Annotated in this window: 15 protein-coding genes and 2 pseudogenes; 6 read left to right on the top strand and 11 right to left on the bottom strand. The window is 35.3% G+C overall.

Annotation, left to right across the window (positions count from 1 at the left end):
- Positions 1 to 4: 4 nt before the first annotated feature.
- A complete protein-coding gene (locus BA768_RS11465; protein ID WP_083206654.1) occupies positions 5 to 553 on the top strand; it encodes a restriction endonuclease subunit S in 549 nt (182 codons plus the stop codon).
- A 4-nt stretch (positions 554 to 557) separates the two neighbouring features.
- Here the strand turns inward: BA768_RS11465 and BA768_RS11460 are convergent, their stop codons facing one another.
- The 9 genes and pseudogenes from BA768_RS11460 to BA768_RS11420 form a co-directional block, all read right to left on the bottom strand.
- Complete coding sequence (locus tag BA768_RS11460; RefSeq protein ID WP_065720855.1) at positions 558 to 1,754, bottom strand: restriction endonuclease subunit S; 1,197 nt, start codon at positions 1,752 to 1,754, stop codon at positions 558 to 560.
- Between the two features lie 138 nt (positions 1,755 to 1,892).
- On the bottom strand, positions 1,893 to 2,378 hold the full coding sequence (locus tag BA768_RS11455) for a hypothetical protein (protein WP_065720854.1): 486 nt from the start codon (positions 2,376 to 2,378) through the stop codon (positions 1,893 to 1,895).
- On the bottom strand, positions 2,375 to 3,121 hold the full coding sequence (locus BA768_RS11450; protein ID WP_065720853.1) for a DUF3800 domain-containing protein: 747 nt from the start codon (positions 3,119 to 3,121) through the stop codon (positions 2,375 to 2,377). The genes BA768_RS11455 and BA768_RS11450 overlap by 4 nt, the downstream gene beginning before the upstream one ends.
- Positions 3,122 to 3,130: 9 nt before the next feature.
- Entirely contained in the window at positions 3,131 to 4,687 is a 1,557-nt protein-coding gene (locus tag BA768_RS11445; RefSeq protein WP_065720852.1) for a type I restriction-modification system subunit M, read from the bottom strand.
- 168 nt (positions 4,688 to 4,855) lie between these two features.
- Positions 4,856 to 6,116: pseudogene (gene mobB, locus BA768_RS11440) on the bottom strand (conjugal transfer protein MobB).
- A 4-nt stretch (positions 6,117 to 6,120) separates the two neighbouring features.
- The gene (gene mobA, locus BA768_RS11435) at positions 6,121 to 6,555 is read right to left on the bottom strand and encodes a conjugal transfer protein MobA (RefSeq protein ID WP_065720851.1); all 435 of its coding nucleotides are present in this window, start codon (positions 6,553 to 6,555) and stop codon (positions 6,121 to 6,123) included.
- Between the two features lie 806 nt (positions 6,556 to 7,361).
- Positions 7,362 to 8,162, bottom strand: a complete 801-nt coding sequence (locus BA768_RS11430; RefSeq protein ID WP_228388399.1) for a DUF4099 domain-containing protein — start codon at positions 8,160 to 8,162, stop codon at positions 7,362 to 7,364.
- 9 nt (positions 8,163 to 8,171) lie between these two features.
- On the bottom strand, positions 8,172 to 8,603 hold the full coding sequence (locus BA768_RS11425; RefSeq protein WP_065720849.1) for a hypothetical protein: 432 nt from the start codon (positions 8,601 to 8,603) through the stop codon (positions 8,172 to 8,174).
- 277 nt (positions 8,604 to 8,880) lie between these two features.
- Complete coding sequence (locus tag BA768_RS11420) at positions 8,881 to 9,324, bottom strand: RadC family protein (RefSeq protein ID WP_065720848.1); 444 nt, start codon at positions 9,322 to 9,324, stop codon at positions 8,881 to 8,883.
- A 697-nt stretch (positions 9,325 to 10,021) separates the two neighbouring features.
- Between BA768_RS11420 and BA768_RS11415 the strand changes: the two genes are divergently transcribed.
- The 5 genes and pseudogenes from BA768_RS11415 to BA768_RS11400 all read left to right on the top strand — a co-directional run bounded on the left by BA768_RS11415 (position 10,022) and on the right by BA768_RS11400 (position 14,097).
- The gene (locus BA768_RS11415) at positions 10,022 to 10,627 is read left to right on the top strand and encodes a recombinase family protein (RefSeq protein ID WP_065720847.1); all 606 of its coding nucleotides are present in this window, start codon (positions 10,022 to 10,024) and stop codon (positions 10,625 to 10,627) included.
- A gap of 408 nt (positions 10,628 to 11,035) precedes the next feature.
- Positions 11,036 to 11,194 (top strand): annotated as a pseudogene (locus BA768_RS21055) (pirin family protein); the annotation flags it as partial.
- 140 nt (positions 11,195 to 11,334) lie between these two features.
- A complete protein-coding gene (locus BA768_RS11410) occupies positions 11,335 to 12,084 on the top strand; it encodes a (Fe-S)-binding protein (protein WP_065720846.1) in 750 nt (249 codons plus the stop codon).
- Between the two features lie 44 nt (positions 12,085 to 12,128).
- Complete coding sequence (locus BA768_RS11405) at positions 12,129 to 13,517, top strand: lactate utilization protein B (protein ID WP_065720845.1); 1,389 nt, start codon at positions 12,129 to 12,131, stop codon at positions 13,515 to 13,517.
- On the top strand, positions 13,507 to 14,097 hold the full coding sequence (locus BA768_RS11400) for a lactate utilization protein C (protein WP_065720844.1): 591 nt from the start codon (positions 13,507 to 13,509) through the stop codon (positions 14,095 to 14,097). The genes BA768_RS11405 and BA768_RS11400 overlap by 11 nt, the downstream gene beginning before the upstream one ends.
- 132 nt (positions 14,098 to 14,229) lie before the next feature.
- Here BA768_RS11400 and BA768_RS11395 read toward each other — a convergent pair whose 3' ends face one another.
- On the bottom strand, positions 14,230 to 14,709 hold the full coding sequence (locus BA768_RS11395) for a Dps family protein (RefSeq protein ID WP_065720867.1): 480 nt from the start codon (positions 14,707 to 14,709) through the stop codon (positions 14,230 to 14,232).
- A 309-nt stretch (positions 14,710 to 15,018) separates the two neighbouring features.
- A complete protein-coding gene (locus BA768_RS11390) occupies positions 15,019 to 16,557 on the bottom strand; it encodes an IS1182 family transposase (RefSeq protein ID WP_065720866.1) in 1,539 nt (512 codons plus the stop codon).
- Positions 16,558 to 16,762 lie beyond the last annotated feature (205 nt).

The raw sequence follows: 16,762 nt of genomic DNA, 5'->3' as shown, positions 1-16,762 counted from the left end.
GGAAATAAAATCCTTAATTAAAGGGCTTTGTCAGAAACTAATTCTAAATCAAGTACCAAATAAGAAAATAAATAATTGTGTTTCTTCCTATTCATCATCATTAACAGAATCTGATGTAATTAATAAAAATGGAATTTATCCAGTTTATGGAGCTACGGGTATTATTGCATTTACGGAAAATCCTCAAATTAATGAAGATGCTATTTTAATAATCAAAGATGGATCTGGAGTTGGGAAGGTTCAATACGCATCGGATAAGTTTTCGGTTATTGGTACTTTGAACTATCTGACTGTAAAACCAGATGTTAATTTGAAATATATTTTTTTCTGTTTAAAATACTTCAACTTTGAGAAATACAAAGTTGGTTCTGGGATTCCACATATCTATTTCAAAGATTATGGAGAAACATTTATTTATTGCCCCCCTTTGGAAGAACAAAATAAAATAGAAAGTTTATTATCTTCAATCGATTCAAAAATTAATATCGAAACTCAATATGTAAAAGAGCTGAAGGAACAGAAAACGTTTTTATTTCAACAAATGTTTGTATAAAAATCTATACAAACATTTGATTCAGAAGGTATTTTTTTTGATTTTCAAACTGTGTTAAAATTGCTTCTTCGGTTTGTATTTTTTGATCAATATTATTTAACAATGATGCAATATTTTCTACTTCCTTTTCATCGGTTGGTAAAAAAATCGTATTATCCAAAAATCTTTGGTTGGTAATATTTATAGTATTTTTTGCACCTTTCTGCACTAGACTATGCAGGTAGTTATTAGCATTGATCGGACTATTGAAATAATAGTGGAGAATACTTCCAATATATACATTTTTGGGTTCATAAACTCCATATAGTGGAGAAACTGCAACATTTTCACTAATAAAACTTTGTTTTATTATTCCAGACGGAAATTCACCCGTTGGACTTTTAGTATAAACAACATCGCCAAAATGTACTACATTGTAATTAGTTGTATTTCTTGACGCAAAAGAACGCCCAAGATATTCTATTTGATTAATAACACCTTTACTAACCGAAACAGAAAAAATAGGCAAATTGTCTTTATTCGTTTCTTTACGTTCAGTAAGTATATTTCGTAAATATTGTTTTTCCCATTGTTTGTTATTTGCTAAATTCTGACAAAGCCCTTTAATTAAGGTTTCTAATTGTTCAATTATTTTGTTTTGGGTTTGAATACGTTCGTCAACAATTGATAGAAAAGATGCCAATTTTTTTTGTTCTTCTATAGAAGGAAATGGAACTTTAAATTTTCTTAAATCACTTCCATTTATTGAATTAATTGTTGCCCCTAAATTTTTATATACAATTTCCTTGTATTCATTTGTATCAAACCAATGAAATAGGAACGTATTAAAAGAGCTTCTATAAATAGACATAAAAGCTCCAAAAGCAACCCCCTCGTTTTCCTTATTAATTAGTGCATTTTTACCAATTAAATTTTTACTACCATTCCTAACACAAATTAAAATGTCGTTTTCTTGAACAGGATTATAATTATCTGTTCTTACATAAACATTATCTTCAAAAGCCAAACTTCTATTTTGAACATTAGATGATCTAAGAACTAGCACTCCATTTTCCGCAATGTCATTTGGACTATATGTTAATCCATTAACGATTTCTCCGATTTCCCCCAACTTCTTAGTTTCCCACTCTTCGGTAAACTCTGGAAATCTCAAATTTGGGAACTTAGCCACATTTTTATTATCTTTTTGTATCTTGGTCATCGTATTATCTTCTTATTCAGCATTAGGGATTTAATCTATTTGCTTTTTTATTTTTATTTTGTACCTTTGCATCAGCTCAGTAACCATTTCTTTATTGGATGTAAGTGTTAAAGGAGTATAAGAAGCCGTTTAGTTCCGCTAAGCGGTTTTGGCTTTTATATACGTTTCGTATTCTTTTAACAACTTCCTTTTTCGGTGTTCTGTTTCAATATAGTAAGCTGTTATGAACATATAATATTCTCCTCTGTCTGTTAAAATCACAATATAATTTTCAGATTCCTTAAACAAAACAATACGTTCATCTTTCCCTCTTACATTTTTCCACATGAGAATTTCTTCGTGTTCAAAGTTTTCTATAACAAACTTTGGAAAACGTATCCGCTCCATTCTTCTAAAATCAGGTTGCCTATTAGCTTCGTTTTCTCCTTCGTGCGTAATGTGATAAAATGTACGATGCATTCCGTCCACTTCTGGATATTTTCTCACGGATACTTTTATACCTTCATAAATAGGTTGTGATTTGATAAAATCGTTATGGAAAATCGAATAAACAGCATCAAAATATGCGGAAAAAACTCCACCATATTCACCAAAAGGTATCAATGCAGGAAACACTAAACTCATACAAAATATGGTTTTTGTGGTTCCCAAATAAAAACATTGAATTTTCGCTCTTTCAATAAAGTAGATTTTGTTAAAGAATATTTAGAGCGATGTTTAATGAGATTGATTAATTCATTTTTAGCTTTACTATCTGATAATTCTCTATTTACATAAGCAGTAGCACCCACTAATAAATCTGCTAATTGCAAAATTTCTACTTCGTGAGATCTAACCTGTTGTACTTTTTTAATAATTTCTTTAGAATAGTCGTATTTGTCATTCCTTAAAACCTGTTCCAGTTTGTGAACTTTTTCTTTACTTCTGGTATCTTTAATGTCTATGTAAATATGATGAGAGTTTTCAGGATTCAAGATAGCTTTCAACATTCCAAAATACATCTTATAGTAAAATGTATCGTGTGTATGATTGAACTTTTCATAATCTATTGCAGATTTATTGGAAACTACAAGCACCCTAAACTGCAAGTCATCATCATCAAAAAAATAATTGATTACATCTTTGTAATACTCGATTTTTGATTTTGAAACTTTGTTCCATTTTAGCTCATAGTAGGTTCGATTGTCATTATCATTCTTTTTATTTTTAGGAATAAGGTTGTGTTTGAGTTTAAAACTATACAATCTTTCAAAAATTTCTTCCTTCTTTTCAATCGGACAATAAACAGCCCCAATAACCATAACAGGCTCTTTGTCATTCTGTAAATGACAACTTTCATCGCAATATATATTGATTGTTGGCTTCATTATAAAAAATTAAAAAACAAGTCCCAATTCTTTGAAATACACATCAATCTCTTTGTCCAGTTGAGCTCTCTTTGCTTCTAAAGATTTAATTTCCTGCATTACGACTTGGATATCGATTTCTTCTTCAGCTTCAAAAGTATCTACATAACGAGGTATATTAAGATTATAGTCATTTTCAGCAAGTTCTTGTAAAGTAGCTAAATGACTGTATTTATCAATTACTGTTCTATTACGATAAGTTTCCACAATCTTATTGATATGCTCTTCACGTAACATATTTTGATTCTTAACTTTCTCGAATTCCTTACTTGCATCAATAAATAGGATATGGTCAGGATCTTCCTTACATTTCTTAAACACCAAAATACAAGTCGGAATACCAGTTCCGTAGAAAATATTGGCAGGTAAACCAATTACAGCGTCTAAATAATTTTTCTGTTCAATAAGATATTTTCGAATATGTAATTCTGCTGAACCTCTAAACAAGACACCGTGTGGCAATACAATAGCCATTGTTCCGTTTTCGGCAAGATGATGAATCATGTGTTGTACAAAGGCAAAATCTGCTTTGCTTGCAGGGGCTAATTTACCGTATTGACTAAAACGTTCGTTACTAAGATGCAGAGGGTTGGCACTCCAGTTGGCTGAAAATGGCGGATTTGCTACAATGGCTTCTGCTAATAAACCTTCGTGTTGAGGATGTTCTAAAGTATCTTCCTGTTTGATATCAAATTTCAGATAATGTACGCCGTGCAATATCATATTCATTCGGGCAAGATTGTAAGTTGTCCGATTCATTTCTTGTCCATAGAAATTATTGACATCTTTTACTTCTCTTGCTACACGCAGTAATAATGAACCTGAACCACAGGTTGGGTCATATACCGATTTTAAACGGTTTTTACCCGTCGTTACGATTTTTGCGAGAATTTTAGATACTTCTTGAGGGGTGTAGAATTCGCCCGCTTTTTTTCCTGCACCGCTGGCAAACTGACCAATCAAATATTCATATGCATCACCTAATACATCTAATTCAGTATGTTCCAGTTTGAAATCAATTTCATCAAGATGCACAAGTACTTTTACAATAATAGCATTTCTAGCTTCGGCAGATTTACCCAATTTAGTACTGTTTAGATCCATATCTTCAAACAGGTTATCAAAGTCTTCTTCACTTTGTGTTCCCATTGTACTTAATTGGATATTAGTCAGTATTTTTTGTAAATCTTCTAAGATAAATGTGTTCGTGTCGCTATTACCTCGTTTAGCTATTTCACTGAATAATTCAGAGGGTTTTAGAAAATATCCTAATGTTTCAAGAGCTTCTTCTCTAATAGCTTCAATGTATTCTAAGCCTTCGGCTGTGTTTTCATCAATATTTCTGAATTGGATTTTATCTTCTTCCAAAATGGAGTTAGCATAAATTTCCATTTTTTCAGCCAAATATTTATAAAAAATAAATCCCAAAATATAATCTCGGAATTCATCTGCATTCATTTTTCCACGCAGTGTATTGGCTATATTCCAGAGCTGTTGCTCTAATATTTTCTTCTGTTCTTCTGACATTGAAATAAGCGTTATTTGATTAGGGATTTATTATCCTTAAGAATCTACTAAAATAGTAAACTTTTAGATTCTAAACATTATGCTTGCTATAAAAATGATGGATATTTAAATTGGTAAACTTACTTTAGATTTTTTTTAAAATTTCTTTATTGACAATGATGTCGTCTGTTATAACTTTCTGCCTTTCTTTTTCTTCATCCGTTTGGCAAACTGTCCTTCCTCGTAGTACTCACCCTGTGCGTGGGGCAACAGGCTAAACAATCCCAAATCGGAGCTGTGCAAATGTTCATGCGAGATAAACTCGAAAAGGTCTTTTGTCGGTTGGTGGTCTAATGCGCCCGTATTGGAAACAGGGCTTTCCTGTACTTTCAGTTCGGGTTTATTTCCGTTGTTCCACCAATTGTTAAACATATTTGCCGACAGGCTTCTATCTAATTGTGAGCCGTTCCAAACGCTACGGCTTTCGTGGTCAATAAAGGTCATACCGTAAATCCGTCCACTGTCGTTCCTGCGGACAACGATATTAATACCTTGTTCGGTCAATTGTTTTCTAAATTCTCTCTCGTTTCTTGTGGTATGTATGGCAAGTTCAACCGTGTTTTTCATAACAAATCTTGCAGGCGTGGTTTTCATTTTCTCTTTTGACTGTTCAAAATGTTTTTGCAGTTGTGCCACGCCTGCATCTTTTCCGAAAAGTGATGCTTTGAACGGATTACTTGCTTTGTTTCCGTTCTCGTCCAATGCCACATACACCAAACAGTTTACAGGCTGTCCGTTCCGCTCGCCCTTTACTTCCTCTGCCGTGATATTGAAAAGGGACAGTAACGCATTGTAAGTACCTATAGTAGAATAGATATAATACTTTGGCAGATGCCGTACTATCTAAGCAATCTGACTTTTGATGTCCCCATTTTTATGATTTACAGGTTTGAAAATCTTGTCGGCTTGTTTATGCTCCCGTTCGGTGGCTTTGTTCAGGTTGTATTTTGTTTCCAAATCCCGACAGATAGCCATTGAACGTGAGTGGTCGTAATCATCGGGTATTTTCTTGCCGTCATTGCCCACGCAGGTCGAAACGATGTGTATATGCGTTCGGTTAATGTCCGTATGTTTGAAAACGATATAGGGTTAATTGCCATAGCCCATACGCTTCATATATTCCTTTGCCATTTCCGTAAATTGCTCATCACTAACTTTATCCGACGGATCTGGGTTCAGCGATATATGCCGTACCGTCTTTTCCGTTTTGATGTTTGCCGACAGATACGGCTCGAAGCATTTATTAAAATACGCTACGGAATACCTGCCGTCCACCGTGTCGGGTATCTTGTTCAGCAATAAAACTGTTCCGTTTTTCCTTGTCCACTTTCTGTTGATTGTACAAAATCGCTCCGTACATATTGCTTCCTTTTCCAATTTTTGCAATCATAACTTTACTCTTTTTTCAAATACTTCTCTTCAAATTCCTGTGTCAAGCGGATGACTTCTTTGGTAACTTTTGCCAATTCAATGGTTTCTTTTTCCAATTTAAACAGATATGTTCCTGCTTTTTTCTCTGAGAAATTGCTGTACAATATCTTCACAATCTGATTGTAATTTGTTCCGATTGCTCGAAACTGACTAAAAAATCGGGTCAACTTTTCATGATATTCTATTGCATCCATATCAATTTTAACGGTCTTTACCGTCTTTTGAAAGATGCAAGCGGTAATAAAATGAGCAATAACTTTCATTTCTGACTGGTCAAAAAGTGTAAGAAATTTAGCATTATCTTCTGAATTCAGGTTGATGGAATACCGATTAACCGCAGGGTCAATCTTTGGTTTTCTTCCTGTTTCCCTAATCTGTTTTCTGTTTTTCTCTTCCATAATAAATCCATTTTAAATTTTAAACAAACGGGCGACTTCGGAGCCGTTTCCAGCCCCCTGCAAGGGCAAGTTCTTTTGAGGTACGGAAATTCATTTCGAGGACCTCAAGAGATAACTTGCTCTGAACACGGGTTCAGAAAATCCGTTTTGCAAACGGATTGGAGTTAGCAGGGAAAACCCGTCGCTTCTGATTACAAATTTCGGCAAGTCTATTTGAATAACAATCACTTACGATTACGCCAAATAAAGCTAATGAACGCCAAATAGTGCCACATTTTTAAAGGCGGTACATATATTCTTTTATTTGTCCCGACAATAAACAAACTAGACAATCAGTAAAACGTTAAAACGGCTATACGCTGCTCCCAACGTCTAAAGAAACAGTCAATAATACAATACACTGTAATTGTAACTGATATTTTAATGCACAAGAGCTATGGATAAGCCTATAAGAATATTTGTAAATCAGTTTAGTAGTTTTTTGAATTATTTTTTTCCATCACATAAATCTTCGCAATCTTTTTTCAAAACATACCCCAGCCACAACCTCGGAATGTTTAGAAATGTGATTGCTCCACTTCCGCAAAAATGCGTTTCCGACCAAAAGGAGGAATCGCATTTTTGCCACAACACATCCCCCCAAACAAAACAGCTATTCCACCATTCGTTACTAAAGCAAAATATAAAATACCAGCAAACTAAAACCACCTAACGAAATAACAAATAAAAACTGCAAGTCTTCCAACTTGCAGTTCCCTATTCTACATTTTAACAAATCTAAATCATTCAAAAAACAACATCAAATCTTAATTCGGTTTCTTAAACGCAAACAAAATCCTCCCAACCTGTTTATCAAATCGAATATACCCCTGATATTCCTTTCCTTTTTCACTAACTAACCCTCTGATATAAGCCATCTCCCCTGCTTTCAACCTTTCAATCTGCCATTTACAAAGTGCTTTACCTCTAAAAGTTGAAGGAACTACGAATTCAAAGCTATATTCACCATTTTTGGCTTTAAACTTTTTATTAAAGAAAAATTCCAACCATTGCTTTTCCGCATTAAACTGTATTGTCGCACTAAAAAGTCTTTTACTTTTTGACAGCATATTTTCAACAAACAAAGTTTCTCCCATTCGAAGAACTTCCTGCTGTTCCGCATTTAATACCACCCCACAAACCACCGTAGGAATTCTGACAAAATCTGTGGGTAAAGAAAAAAATTCATTGGTCAGCTTATCTCTGCTTATGAGTGACGGAATCACTTCTCCAGTGACACGATTTATTAGCTCAACCACTCTCCCCATATTCCCGCTATTCAATAAATTTAATCGATCCTCCTTTGTAAACCTGTGTCCTAAAAACTTCTTTCTAAAGTCAAGCTTTTTCTTCACTTGATGAATATGAAGTACCACTTCCCCATTATCGTTTAATTTCAACTGCAATCTAGCATTAACAACACCTTTCTCTTTCCCATCATCACATAGAACAGGAAGCAACACTGAAGTTTTGAATCCTTTCAATAATTCATCCAAAGCATTGAATTTTTCTAACATCTCGCGATTAAGCCCCAACCGAGATACTGCATTCCAATCTACATCCTCAATCTGGTAGCGTTATCTTGGATTAAGAACTTCAGCAAACGATTTCTTAGAAAAAGAATTTATATTCTTTATGCTGTCACTCTCCAATTTTTTTTCATTTCTCAAAACATCAACAGTATCAATTGAAACCTCATACTGCTTCAATTTATCTATTTCAATGGATGGCGAACAGTCAATATATTCCTGTAATTCGATTGCAGTTTCTACCGCTTCAAATTCTGTCACTTTAAAAAATGAATAGGCTTGAGGATTTTTAAGCTGTTGATAAAAACTCGTATAGAATTCCGAAAAAGATTCTATTGATGGGTCAATCCTTAGTATTGATTCGAAATTGCCACTGTCAGGATTAACATCAATAAGGTGTCCATTTTGATTGACATTCTGCACCATTGCAACAGAATTATTACTGTGATGAAGTACCAATAAAGTATTTACTTCTGACATTTGTGGATCGTTGATTGTAGTATTAATTATGATGATTTTAAGAGTTATTTATTTTGTGTTTAATTGTTAAATAAGTATTAGCTTACCGTCCTGTTTGCAATATTCATTATCGGAACCACGTATCCTGAAAAGATTAGAATTTATGACAGTTCCAACATTGCAGAATAAATCTTAAAAAAGCTGTCTTAAAAAATCCATTCAGATAGGCTTTAAAATTTCCTTTGGTTTATAAAAGCCTGCGAGCTATACCTTACATCTCAAGACAGCTTTTAAAAAATCAAATCATCCCATCATCCGCAAACGAATAATGTACATCCGAAGTCAGAATAATATGATCCAGCAACGACATACTCATAATTTTTGCAGCTTCTTTAATCTGTGCAGTCATCTTAATATCGCAACTTGAAGGCTTCAAATTTCCCGAAGGATGATTATGCGCAACAATAATCCCCGAAGCATTGCAAAGAAGACCAGCCTGCATCACAATCCTAACATCAACCAACGTCGAAGAAATCCCACATTCAGATATTTTCTTAATCCCCAACACCTTATTCGCCTGATTAAGATACAAGGCAAAGAACGATTCCCGGTAATCCATTTCATCCGCATCAAAATGCTCCCTGAAAATATCCACCGCATCCACTGATGATGTTATTAACCTTTCACAATTTCCCTTTCTTGAATAACTCAACTTAATTTCGTTTACAATATTGAATTTCATAAGACTTGCTCCGTGTGCGGCGGAGACCTTTAATTTCCCGCACCTACCATTAAAAAACCTGTAGATTGCAGCTTGAAGGAAATCTTGACCTTTTCTATTTTTACTTAATCGTAAATCTGAAAGTTTACATGAGCGTAGATTCTATAATTTATCTTTAACTAAAAGTTCATATAATGATTTATACTAAAAGAATAATAAAGGATCAAAATTTCAATGAACTGCATTTGCATCTTGTGAGGTTTCTGACTTTTCTATGCAGAATTACCATTCAGGCAGGCACAAGGAAAACTGCAATCAATTCCTTGAAAACAATAAGAAAGCACATTGATAAAGCTTGAAATCTTTTTGCGGAGGTTCTGTAATCCCTGATTACGGATACCCAAAACGATTTTTTTCCGCAGAGACAACGGAATATATTTGCTATAGAAAATCGGAGAACCTTATAGGAAATAGCATTGATTAGAATTTAGATCTTTGTTAAAGCTGATTAATAAAAGATGGTGAACATCTTTAAGACATAGATATGGATATCTCTCAATTTTTTTCAAGAGTATTGTTTATTAGATTGGGTGGTTTATTGAGATTTTTAATTCGATTGGATTTGATCACTTTATTTTTTAATTATATTTTCTCAAAATGTCGTCTCACCAAACAAAGTTTTATAAATTTACAGAGTATGAGTTTAATGTAACAAATTATGAAAATAGGATATGCCCGGGTTTCTACCAAAGACCAAAATTTAGATTTGCAAATTGAAGCCTTAGAAAAAGCAGGTTGTGAGAAAATTTATCAGGAGAAAATTTCAGGTGCTACAAAGAATCGTCCCGAACTTGATAAGATGATTGAACAATTTCGGAAAGGTGATGAATTGTATGTTTGGCGACTGGACCGATTAGGTCGAAGTTTGAAAAACATTATTGATCTTGTCTTAAGTTTGAGTGATAAAGGTATTATAATAAAAGGTCTTGTAGATGGTGTAGATACTTCAACTATTAATGGGCGGCTATTTTTAAATTTAATGGCTTCCCTAGCTGAATATGAAAGAGAGTTGATAAGAGAGAGAACTAATGCTGGTTTGCAATCTGCAAGAGCAAGAGGTAGATTAGGCGGAAGACCGAAGGGGTACACTGCAGAAACAATTTCGAAGCTATTACTTTTACGTAATATATATAAGGATGTCACGAAACGTCCGGAAGATATTTATAAGCCTATGGGATTGACTCGAGCAACATTTTATCGGTATGCTAAAATTTTGGATAATCATACGGACGAAGAGATAAAAAATATGGGCCTTAAAAAGTAAAAAGTTCGCCAATCGTAAAATAAATCGAACCATATGACAACTGTTTTTAACTAATTTTCAATTAATTAAAACAATATTTTATATTTGTACCATAATGGCTTTGCGAATATTATATTATGGATTGACGCAATGCGTAAAGCCAAACGTTACAGGCAATGTTACACAACCGCACTACCAACTCAATAAAAGACAAAATAAAAGAGCTACTTGAGAACATAATAAAAATTTTTGAATGTCCGCTAAGGCACCTAATGTAAATTAGGTATTGATAATCAATGAACTGTAAAGATCCTTCGGCAAGCTTTGGATGATGGTGCTAATGCTAAACACTTGATTATCAAAATTTTCAAGCTGAACTTGTCGAAGCTTTAGGTAGGTAAACGGACATTCAATAAAAATTTAATCAATATGGCAAAAACAATATTGAACAAAGTAGAAACAAGAGAACACGTAAGACAAGGCTAGTTATAATCCTATCACACGTTTAGTTTTGCAAATTATCACAATCCCGAACGTATGCACTTTGGTGCATTGCAGGTGTTGAATGATGATAGAGTTGATGCAGGAAAGGAATGGGCTTGGGTTCTCGTAATGGAAGTACCAATGGAATTTTAATTACAAATCTATAATCATTCCAAATTACTAACGAATAAAATTTAAGACTGACAATATCGTAAATTTAATTTGAAAAATTTTTCAAAAATATTATGAAAGTAGCACTTTTTGTCCCTTGTTATATAGACCTTATCTATCCCGAAGTTGCAATTGCCACGTTGGAATTATTAGAAAAACACAACATAGAAGTTGTCGTTCCACTTAATCAAACCTGTTGCGGACAGCCGACTGCCAATGAAGGAGATCAGAAAAATTCGGCAAAGATGGAAAAAGTTTTTGCTCAAAACTTTCAGGATTTGGACGTAGATTATATCGTTGGTCCTGCTGGAAGTTGCGTGAAACAAATAAAACTTCATTTCGATGCCATCGAGCAAACTGAAAAAGTAACGGCAATGCGGGCAAAAACAATTGAGTTAGTGGAGTTTTTCACAGATGTTCTGAAAATCACGGATTTTTCTGACTTATCATTTCCGCATACAGTCGCCATTCACAACAGTTGCAGTTCTATCAGGGGATTGCACATCAGTTCTCGCTCCGAATGGCAGGAACCTCGCTTCAATAAAACAGAAGAACTTTTGAAAACCATTCAGAATATCAATATCAAACACATCAACAGACCCGATGAATGTTGTGGTTTTGGCGGAACGTTTTGTGTAACCGATGAAGCAGTAAGTGCCAAAATGGGACAAGACAAAGTTTCGGATTATGTCCGTAACGAAATTGAATACGTTGTTTCGCCAGATATGTCTTGCCTGATGCACCAAAAAGGCGTTTCGGACAAAGAAAAAACCGGATTGAAATTTCTACACGTGGCTCAGGTGCTGAATAACGGACCTTTTTGATAAAGAAGACACGAAGTTAATTGACAAAAAAAAAGAAATAGAAAATGAAAAAAGTCAATATAGAAAAAAACGCAGCGGCATTCATCTATCAGGACGATGTTCACGTAACGGAACACGACAAAAACCTGTGGAATGCAAGAGTAAAAAGAGATAAAGCCGCTTCCGAAATTCCCGAATGGGAAGAATTGCGAAATCTCGCTTCTACCATCAAAGAGCATACACTTACACATTTAGACCAATACATTGAGCAGTTTGTAGAGAATGCTGAAAAAAGAGGCATCAAAGTTCATTTTGCAAAAGACGCCATTGAGCATAATGCCATTGCCTACGAAATTTTGAGCAGCCATAATGTAAAGAACATCATCAAAAGTAAGTCGATGTTGCAAGAAGAATGCGGAATGACACCTTTTCTGGAAGGAAAAGGAATAAATGTATTAGAAACCGATTTGGGAGAACGGATACAACAGTTGTCGGATCAGCTTCCCAGTCATATTGTAATGCCGGCCATTCATCAAACCAAAGAAGATGTAGCAAAATTGTTCGCAGAAAAAATTGGAACAGATCCTAACGATACCGACCCAAGCTCATTAAATACCGCTATGCGGAACAATGCCCGACCAAAATTTTTGGTTGCCGATGCGGGAATGACGGGAGGAAATTTTGCTATTGCCGAAACTGGAACTTTTGTTGTTTGTACCAATGAAGGAAATGCCGACCTCACCGCAAGTTTACCGCCTTTACACATTGCCAGTATCGGTATTGAAAAAATATTGCCCAAAGTAGAAGATTTGGGTGTTTTCATACGCATATTATCTAGAAGTGCTTTGGGAACTCCGGCTACGCAATACACTTCGCATTTTTCGGGACCGAGAGCAGGTTCGGAAATGCACATTATTTTAACAGACAACGGACGGAGCAAACGTTTGGCGATGGACGAATTTTGGACTTCGCTGAAATGTATTCGTTGCGGTGCTTGTATGAATACCTGTCCTGTATATAGACGAAGCAGCGGTTTGGCGTACAGTGCTACTTATTCCGGACCGATTGGTATTATTATTGACCCCACTTTTGACCCAAAAAAATATTCCGAATTGCCATATCATTCGTCTTTATGCGGTTCGTGTACCGAAGTTTGCCCAGTACACATCAACATTGCCGAACAGATTATGGACTGGCGTAAAGTGATGATGAAAAACAAGGAAGTCGATTTCAGCCGGAGAATGGCGTTTAAAGCAGCAGGCGTAGTATTGAGCAATCCGAAGTTGTTCCGTGTAGTAGAAAAAGTAGCATATAATGCTATCAATATTTTACCCGAAGCCATCACCGAAAACAAAACCCTCGACCCTTGGGCGGCACACCGCAAACTGCCCGATGTAAAGAAAGAAACTTTTAGGGATTGGTATATTAAAAACAGAAAAAGCAATGAGCAATAAACAAGAATTTTTACAATCGGTACGGGAAAGTTTGAAAAAACGCACCAAAACCGAATACCCAAAAATCCCGACTTACGAAAAGGAGAATGTGGATTTGAAATCCCTTTTTGAAATAAATCTGAAATTGGCAGCGGTAGATTTTTACGATGTTTCTTCTGTGGAAGAAGCTCAAAAAATAATGCAGGAAAAACTGTCTGACACAAAAGTTGTTTGTTCAGCTACCGATGAGTGGAAAGGAAATAAAGACATCAACAAAATCGCTCGTCCGCAAGATTTGGCAGATGTGGATTTGGGAATTTTCCGGGCTGAATTTGGCGTTGCAGAAATGGGAATGGTTTGGGTAACGGAAAAATCGCTGAAAGTGAATGCTATCGGGTTTTTGTCGCAGCATTTAGCCGTGCTATTAGACCCTGCCAATATTACCGAAAATATGCACACTGCTTACAATACTCCCGGTTTATTCGATGTGAACTACGGCTGTTTTGTAATGGGACCATCAGCAACTGCCGACATCGGAGCGGTTTTGGTTCGTGGTGCACAAGGAGCAAAATCTTTGACTTTGTTTTTTCTGAAGAAATAAAAAACCTGCTGAAAATCCATATATATAGAATTTTCAGCAGGAATACTATTTTTACTATAATTGTATTTTAAAAATGTTTCAATAAAAAAGGCTGTTCTCTGATTTGAGAATAGCCTTTTTGATGATGATATATTATTTTAAATGCGAACGTAGCATCCAAGCTGTAGTTTCGTGCTGCTCCATTAACGTGGTAAGATAGTCGCTTGTTCCGTAAGCAAGTTCTACTTCATCACCAATTTTTACAATACATTCCCGAAGATAGACGATAATTGCATCGTGGTCTGCCAAAAGATTTTTCATATAGCTCAAACTATCGTTTTTTCCATCTCCTTGTTCCGATAAATGCGTTAAACTAAGATATTGCTTCATCGTTGCAGGTGCATAATGTCCCAATTTTCTTAATCTTTCAGCAACTTCATCTACTACGTTTTCCAATTCCGTATAAAGTTGTTCAAAATAGACGTGTACCGTATGAAAATCCGATCCTTCCACGTTCCAATGTGCATTACGGGTTTTAAGGTACAGTAAAAATTCATCAGCCAATAAAGGCTCTAACATTTCTGCAAGGATTTCTGTTTGTTTTGGTGTAAGACCAATATCTGCTTTTGCCATAATTTTGTTTTTTAATTGTTCACCCATTATTAATTTAGACTATAATATATCGCTTAGTGAAGTCTAGAACCAGTCTTGTAAATTTACAATTTTTATTGTTTTAAAAGCAACCTACTACCTATTTATCTCAAAAAAATCAACAAGATAAAACTTACAGCAGCAGACGAGAATGAAACACTGCCTGTAACAAGGGTAACCGTTGTACAACTCCTATTTTTTTAAACTTATAAATAAATATGACCTCTTTAAAAGCGATTTTAGAGAGGTTTTTGCTTTTTTGGTGGGTAGATTTTTAGGATTTTGAGACTCTTAATTCAGGGATATGAAGGTCGTATTTTGCAGTTTTGGGAAAAGCCAAGACTTTACTTTGGGAAGATCTTGAATTTGAGCTTTGCTTTTTGCTTTTCGGGTTGAAAATTTCAGTAGTTTCTTTAAATTATAAGATAATGCCGCCATCAAAACATGCTTGTTGGCAGATTTTATGCCTCGAGCATTAATGCGTTTCATCGAATGATGATTGATAAGCGTGCCCAAAACAGGCTCCACGGTAGAACTCCGGCGTTTGGTGAGGTATGTTGTATAGTTTTTATCTCTGTTCAGCTTTTCGTGCATGGCATCGTAAAGGGGTTTGTGAATGCTGTCGTCAAGCTTTTTAAATTTCGTAACTTTCCCACAACAACCCTCTCTAAGTGGGCATTTCCCACAATCTTTTTCGCTGCTTCGGTAGACTTTTTTTGTGTAGCCTTTAGAATCGATCGCTTCTTTTTTGAATGGTAAAAAAGCATTACTGCCTCCTTCTTTTGTGCATTCGTAGCGGTTTTCTGCTTGATTGAAAACAAAACCCTCACGATGAGATTTGTACTGTCCAAAATTGGGAATAAAAGCATTAATACCGCGTTTTTGACAATAGCTTAAACTTTCTCCACTACTGTAACCCGCATCGGCTAAAATTTCATCGGGTTGTAAGTTGTTTTCTTTAAAATTGGCTAAAGTCTGATCCATAATTTCATTAAAAATTGCTGAATCTTTACTCCCGGAAGTACTTCCGCAGGCTCCTGTAATTAGGTGATGAGCATCGTCTACTGAAACTTGTCCCGAATAATTCAACTGTCTGGCTTTCCCTGGTTTTACAGAGATTTTTGCATCGGGATCTGTGGGAGAATAATGCGTATGGTTACTTAAAAATTTGGGACGAATTGCGTTACCATCTTCATCTTTTCTTTCGCTTTTAGTATTCCCAGGCATGCCTTTGTAAGCTTCTTCTTTCCAGCTGTGGTGCTGGTTGACGAGTTTTTTACGCGTGGGCGTCACTTTATACTCAGAATTTTCTTCCAGTTCATTAACAAAAGCACTCGCATCGTCTAAAACTTCTTTCTCCACCAAACTGTCCATACTCGCATTGGCTTTGATGAAAGCGGAGTCTACCGCCTGACGTTTGCCTCTCACCATTCCTTTTTCTATACATAAACTCAGGATTTGCCTGAAGAGTTGCAGGAAAACATCCTCTCCCAAAAGCCCTCTTGTACGAGAAATAGTGCTGTGCCAAGGAAGTTCTTCATCCAGATCATATCCTAAAAATAATCGCACATCTAAGCAATTACTACAAAAACGAAGCAAAGCCCTGTCGCTATTGATATTATTGAGATAACCTACCAATAAGATTTTAAAAAACACAACCGGATCAATACTTTGATGACCTTCTGTGTCGTAGTATTGTTTGGTGCTCGAATATAGAAATTGAAAATCTAATTCAAAATTGATTTTTCTATAAAAATTATCCATGGGAACCATCCTATCTAAGCTGAGTTCGTAGAACAATTGTGGTGTAAACTTTTTTCGTCCCTGCATATATAAATTTACCAAAAAAACATCACAAAACAAAGCGTTTTTCACTATATTTGAGTTGTGCAACAAGCACATTGTATTGGCAAAATGCGGGGTTGAATGTATAATAGAAAGATTTGTTATTTTTCGCCGCCGCTGCTTTTCATATTGTTTTTTTTCTTAATTTAGACAATCTGAAAAAGCATCGGCTCCGTTTGGTCTGAACTTG

This window comes from Chryseobacterium sp. CBo1, from assembly GCF_001693475.1.
Lineage (GTDB): Bacteria > Bacteroidota > Bacteroidia > Flavobacteriales > Weeksellaceae > Chryseobacterium > Chryseobacterium formosense.
This window is presented reverse-complemented; position numbering and strand designations above follow the sequence as displayed.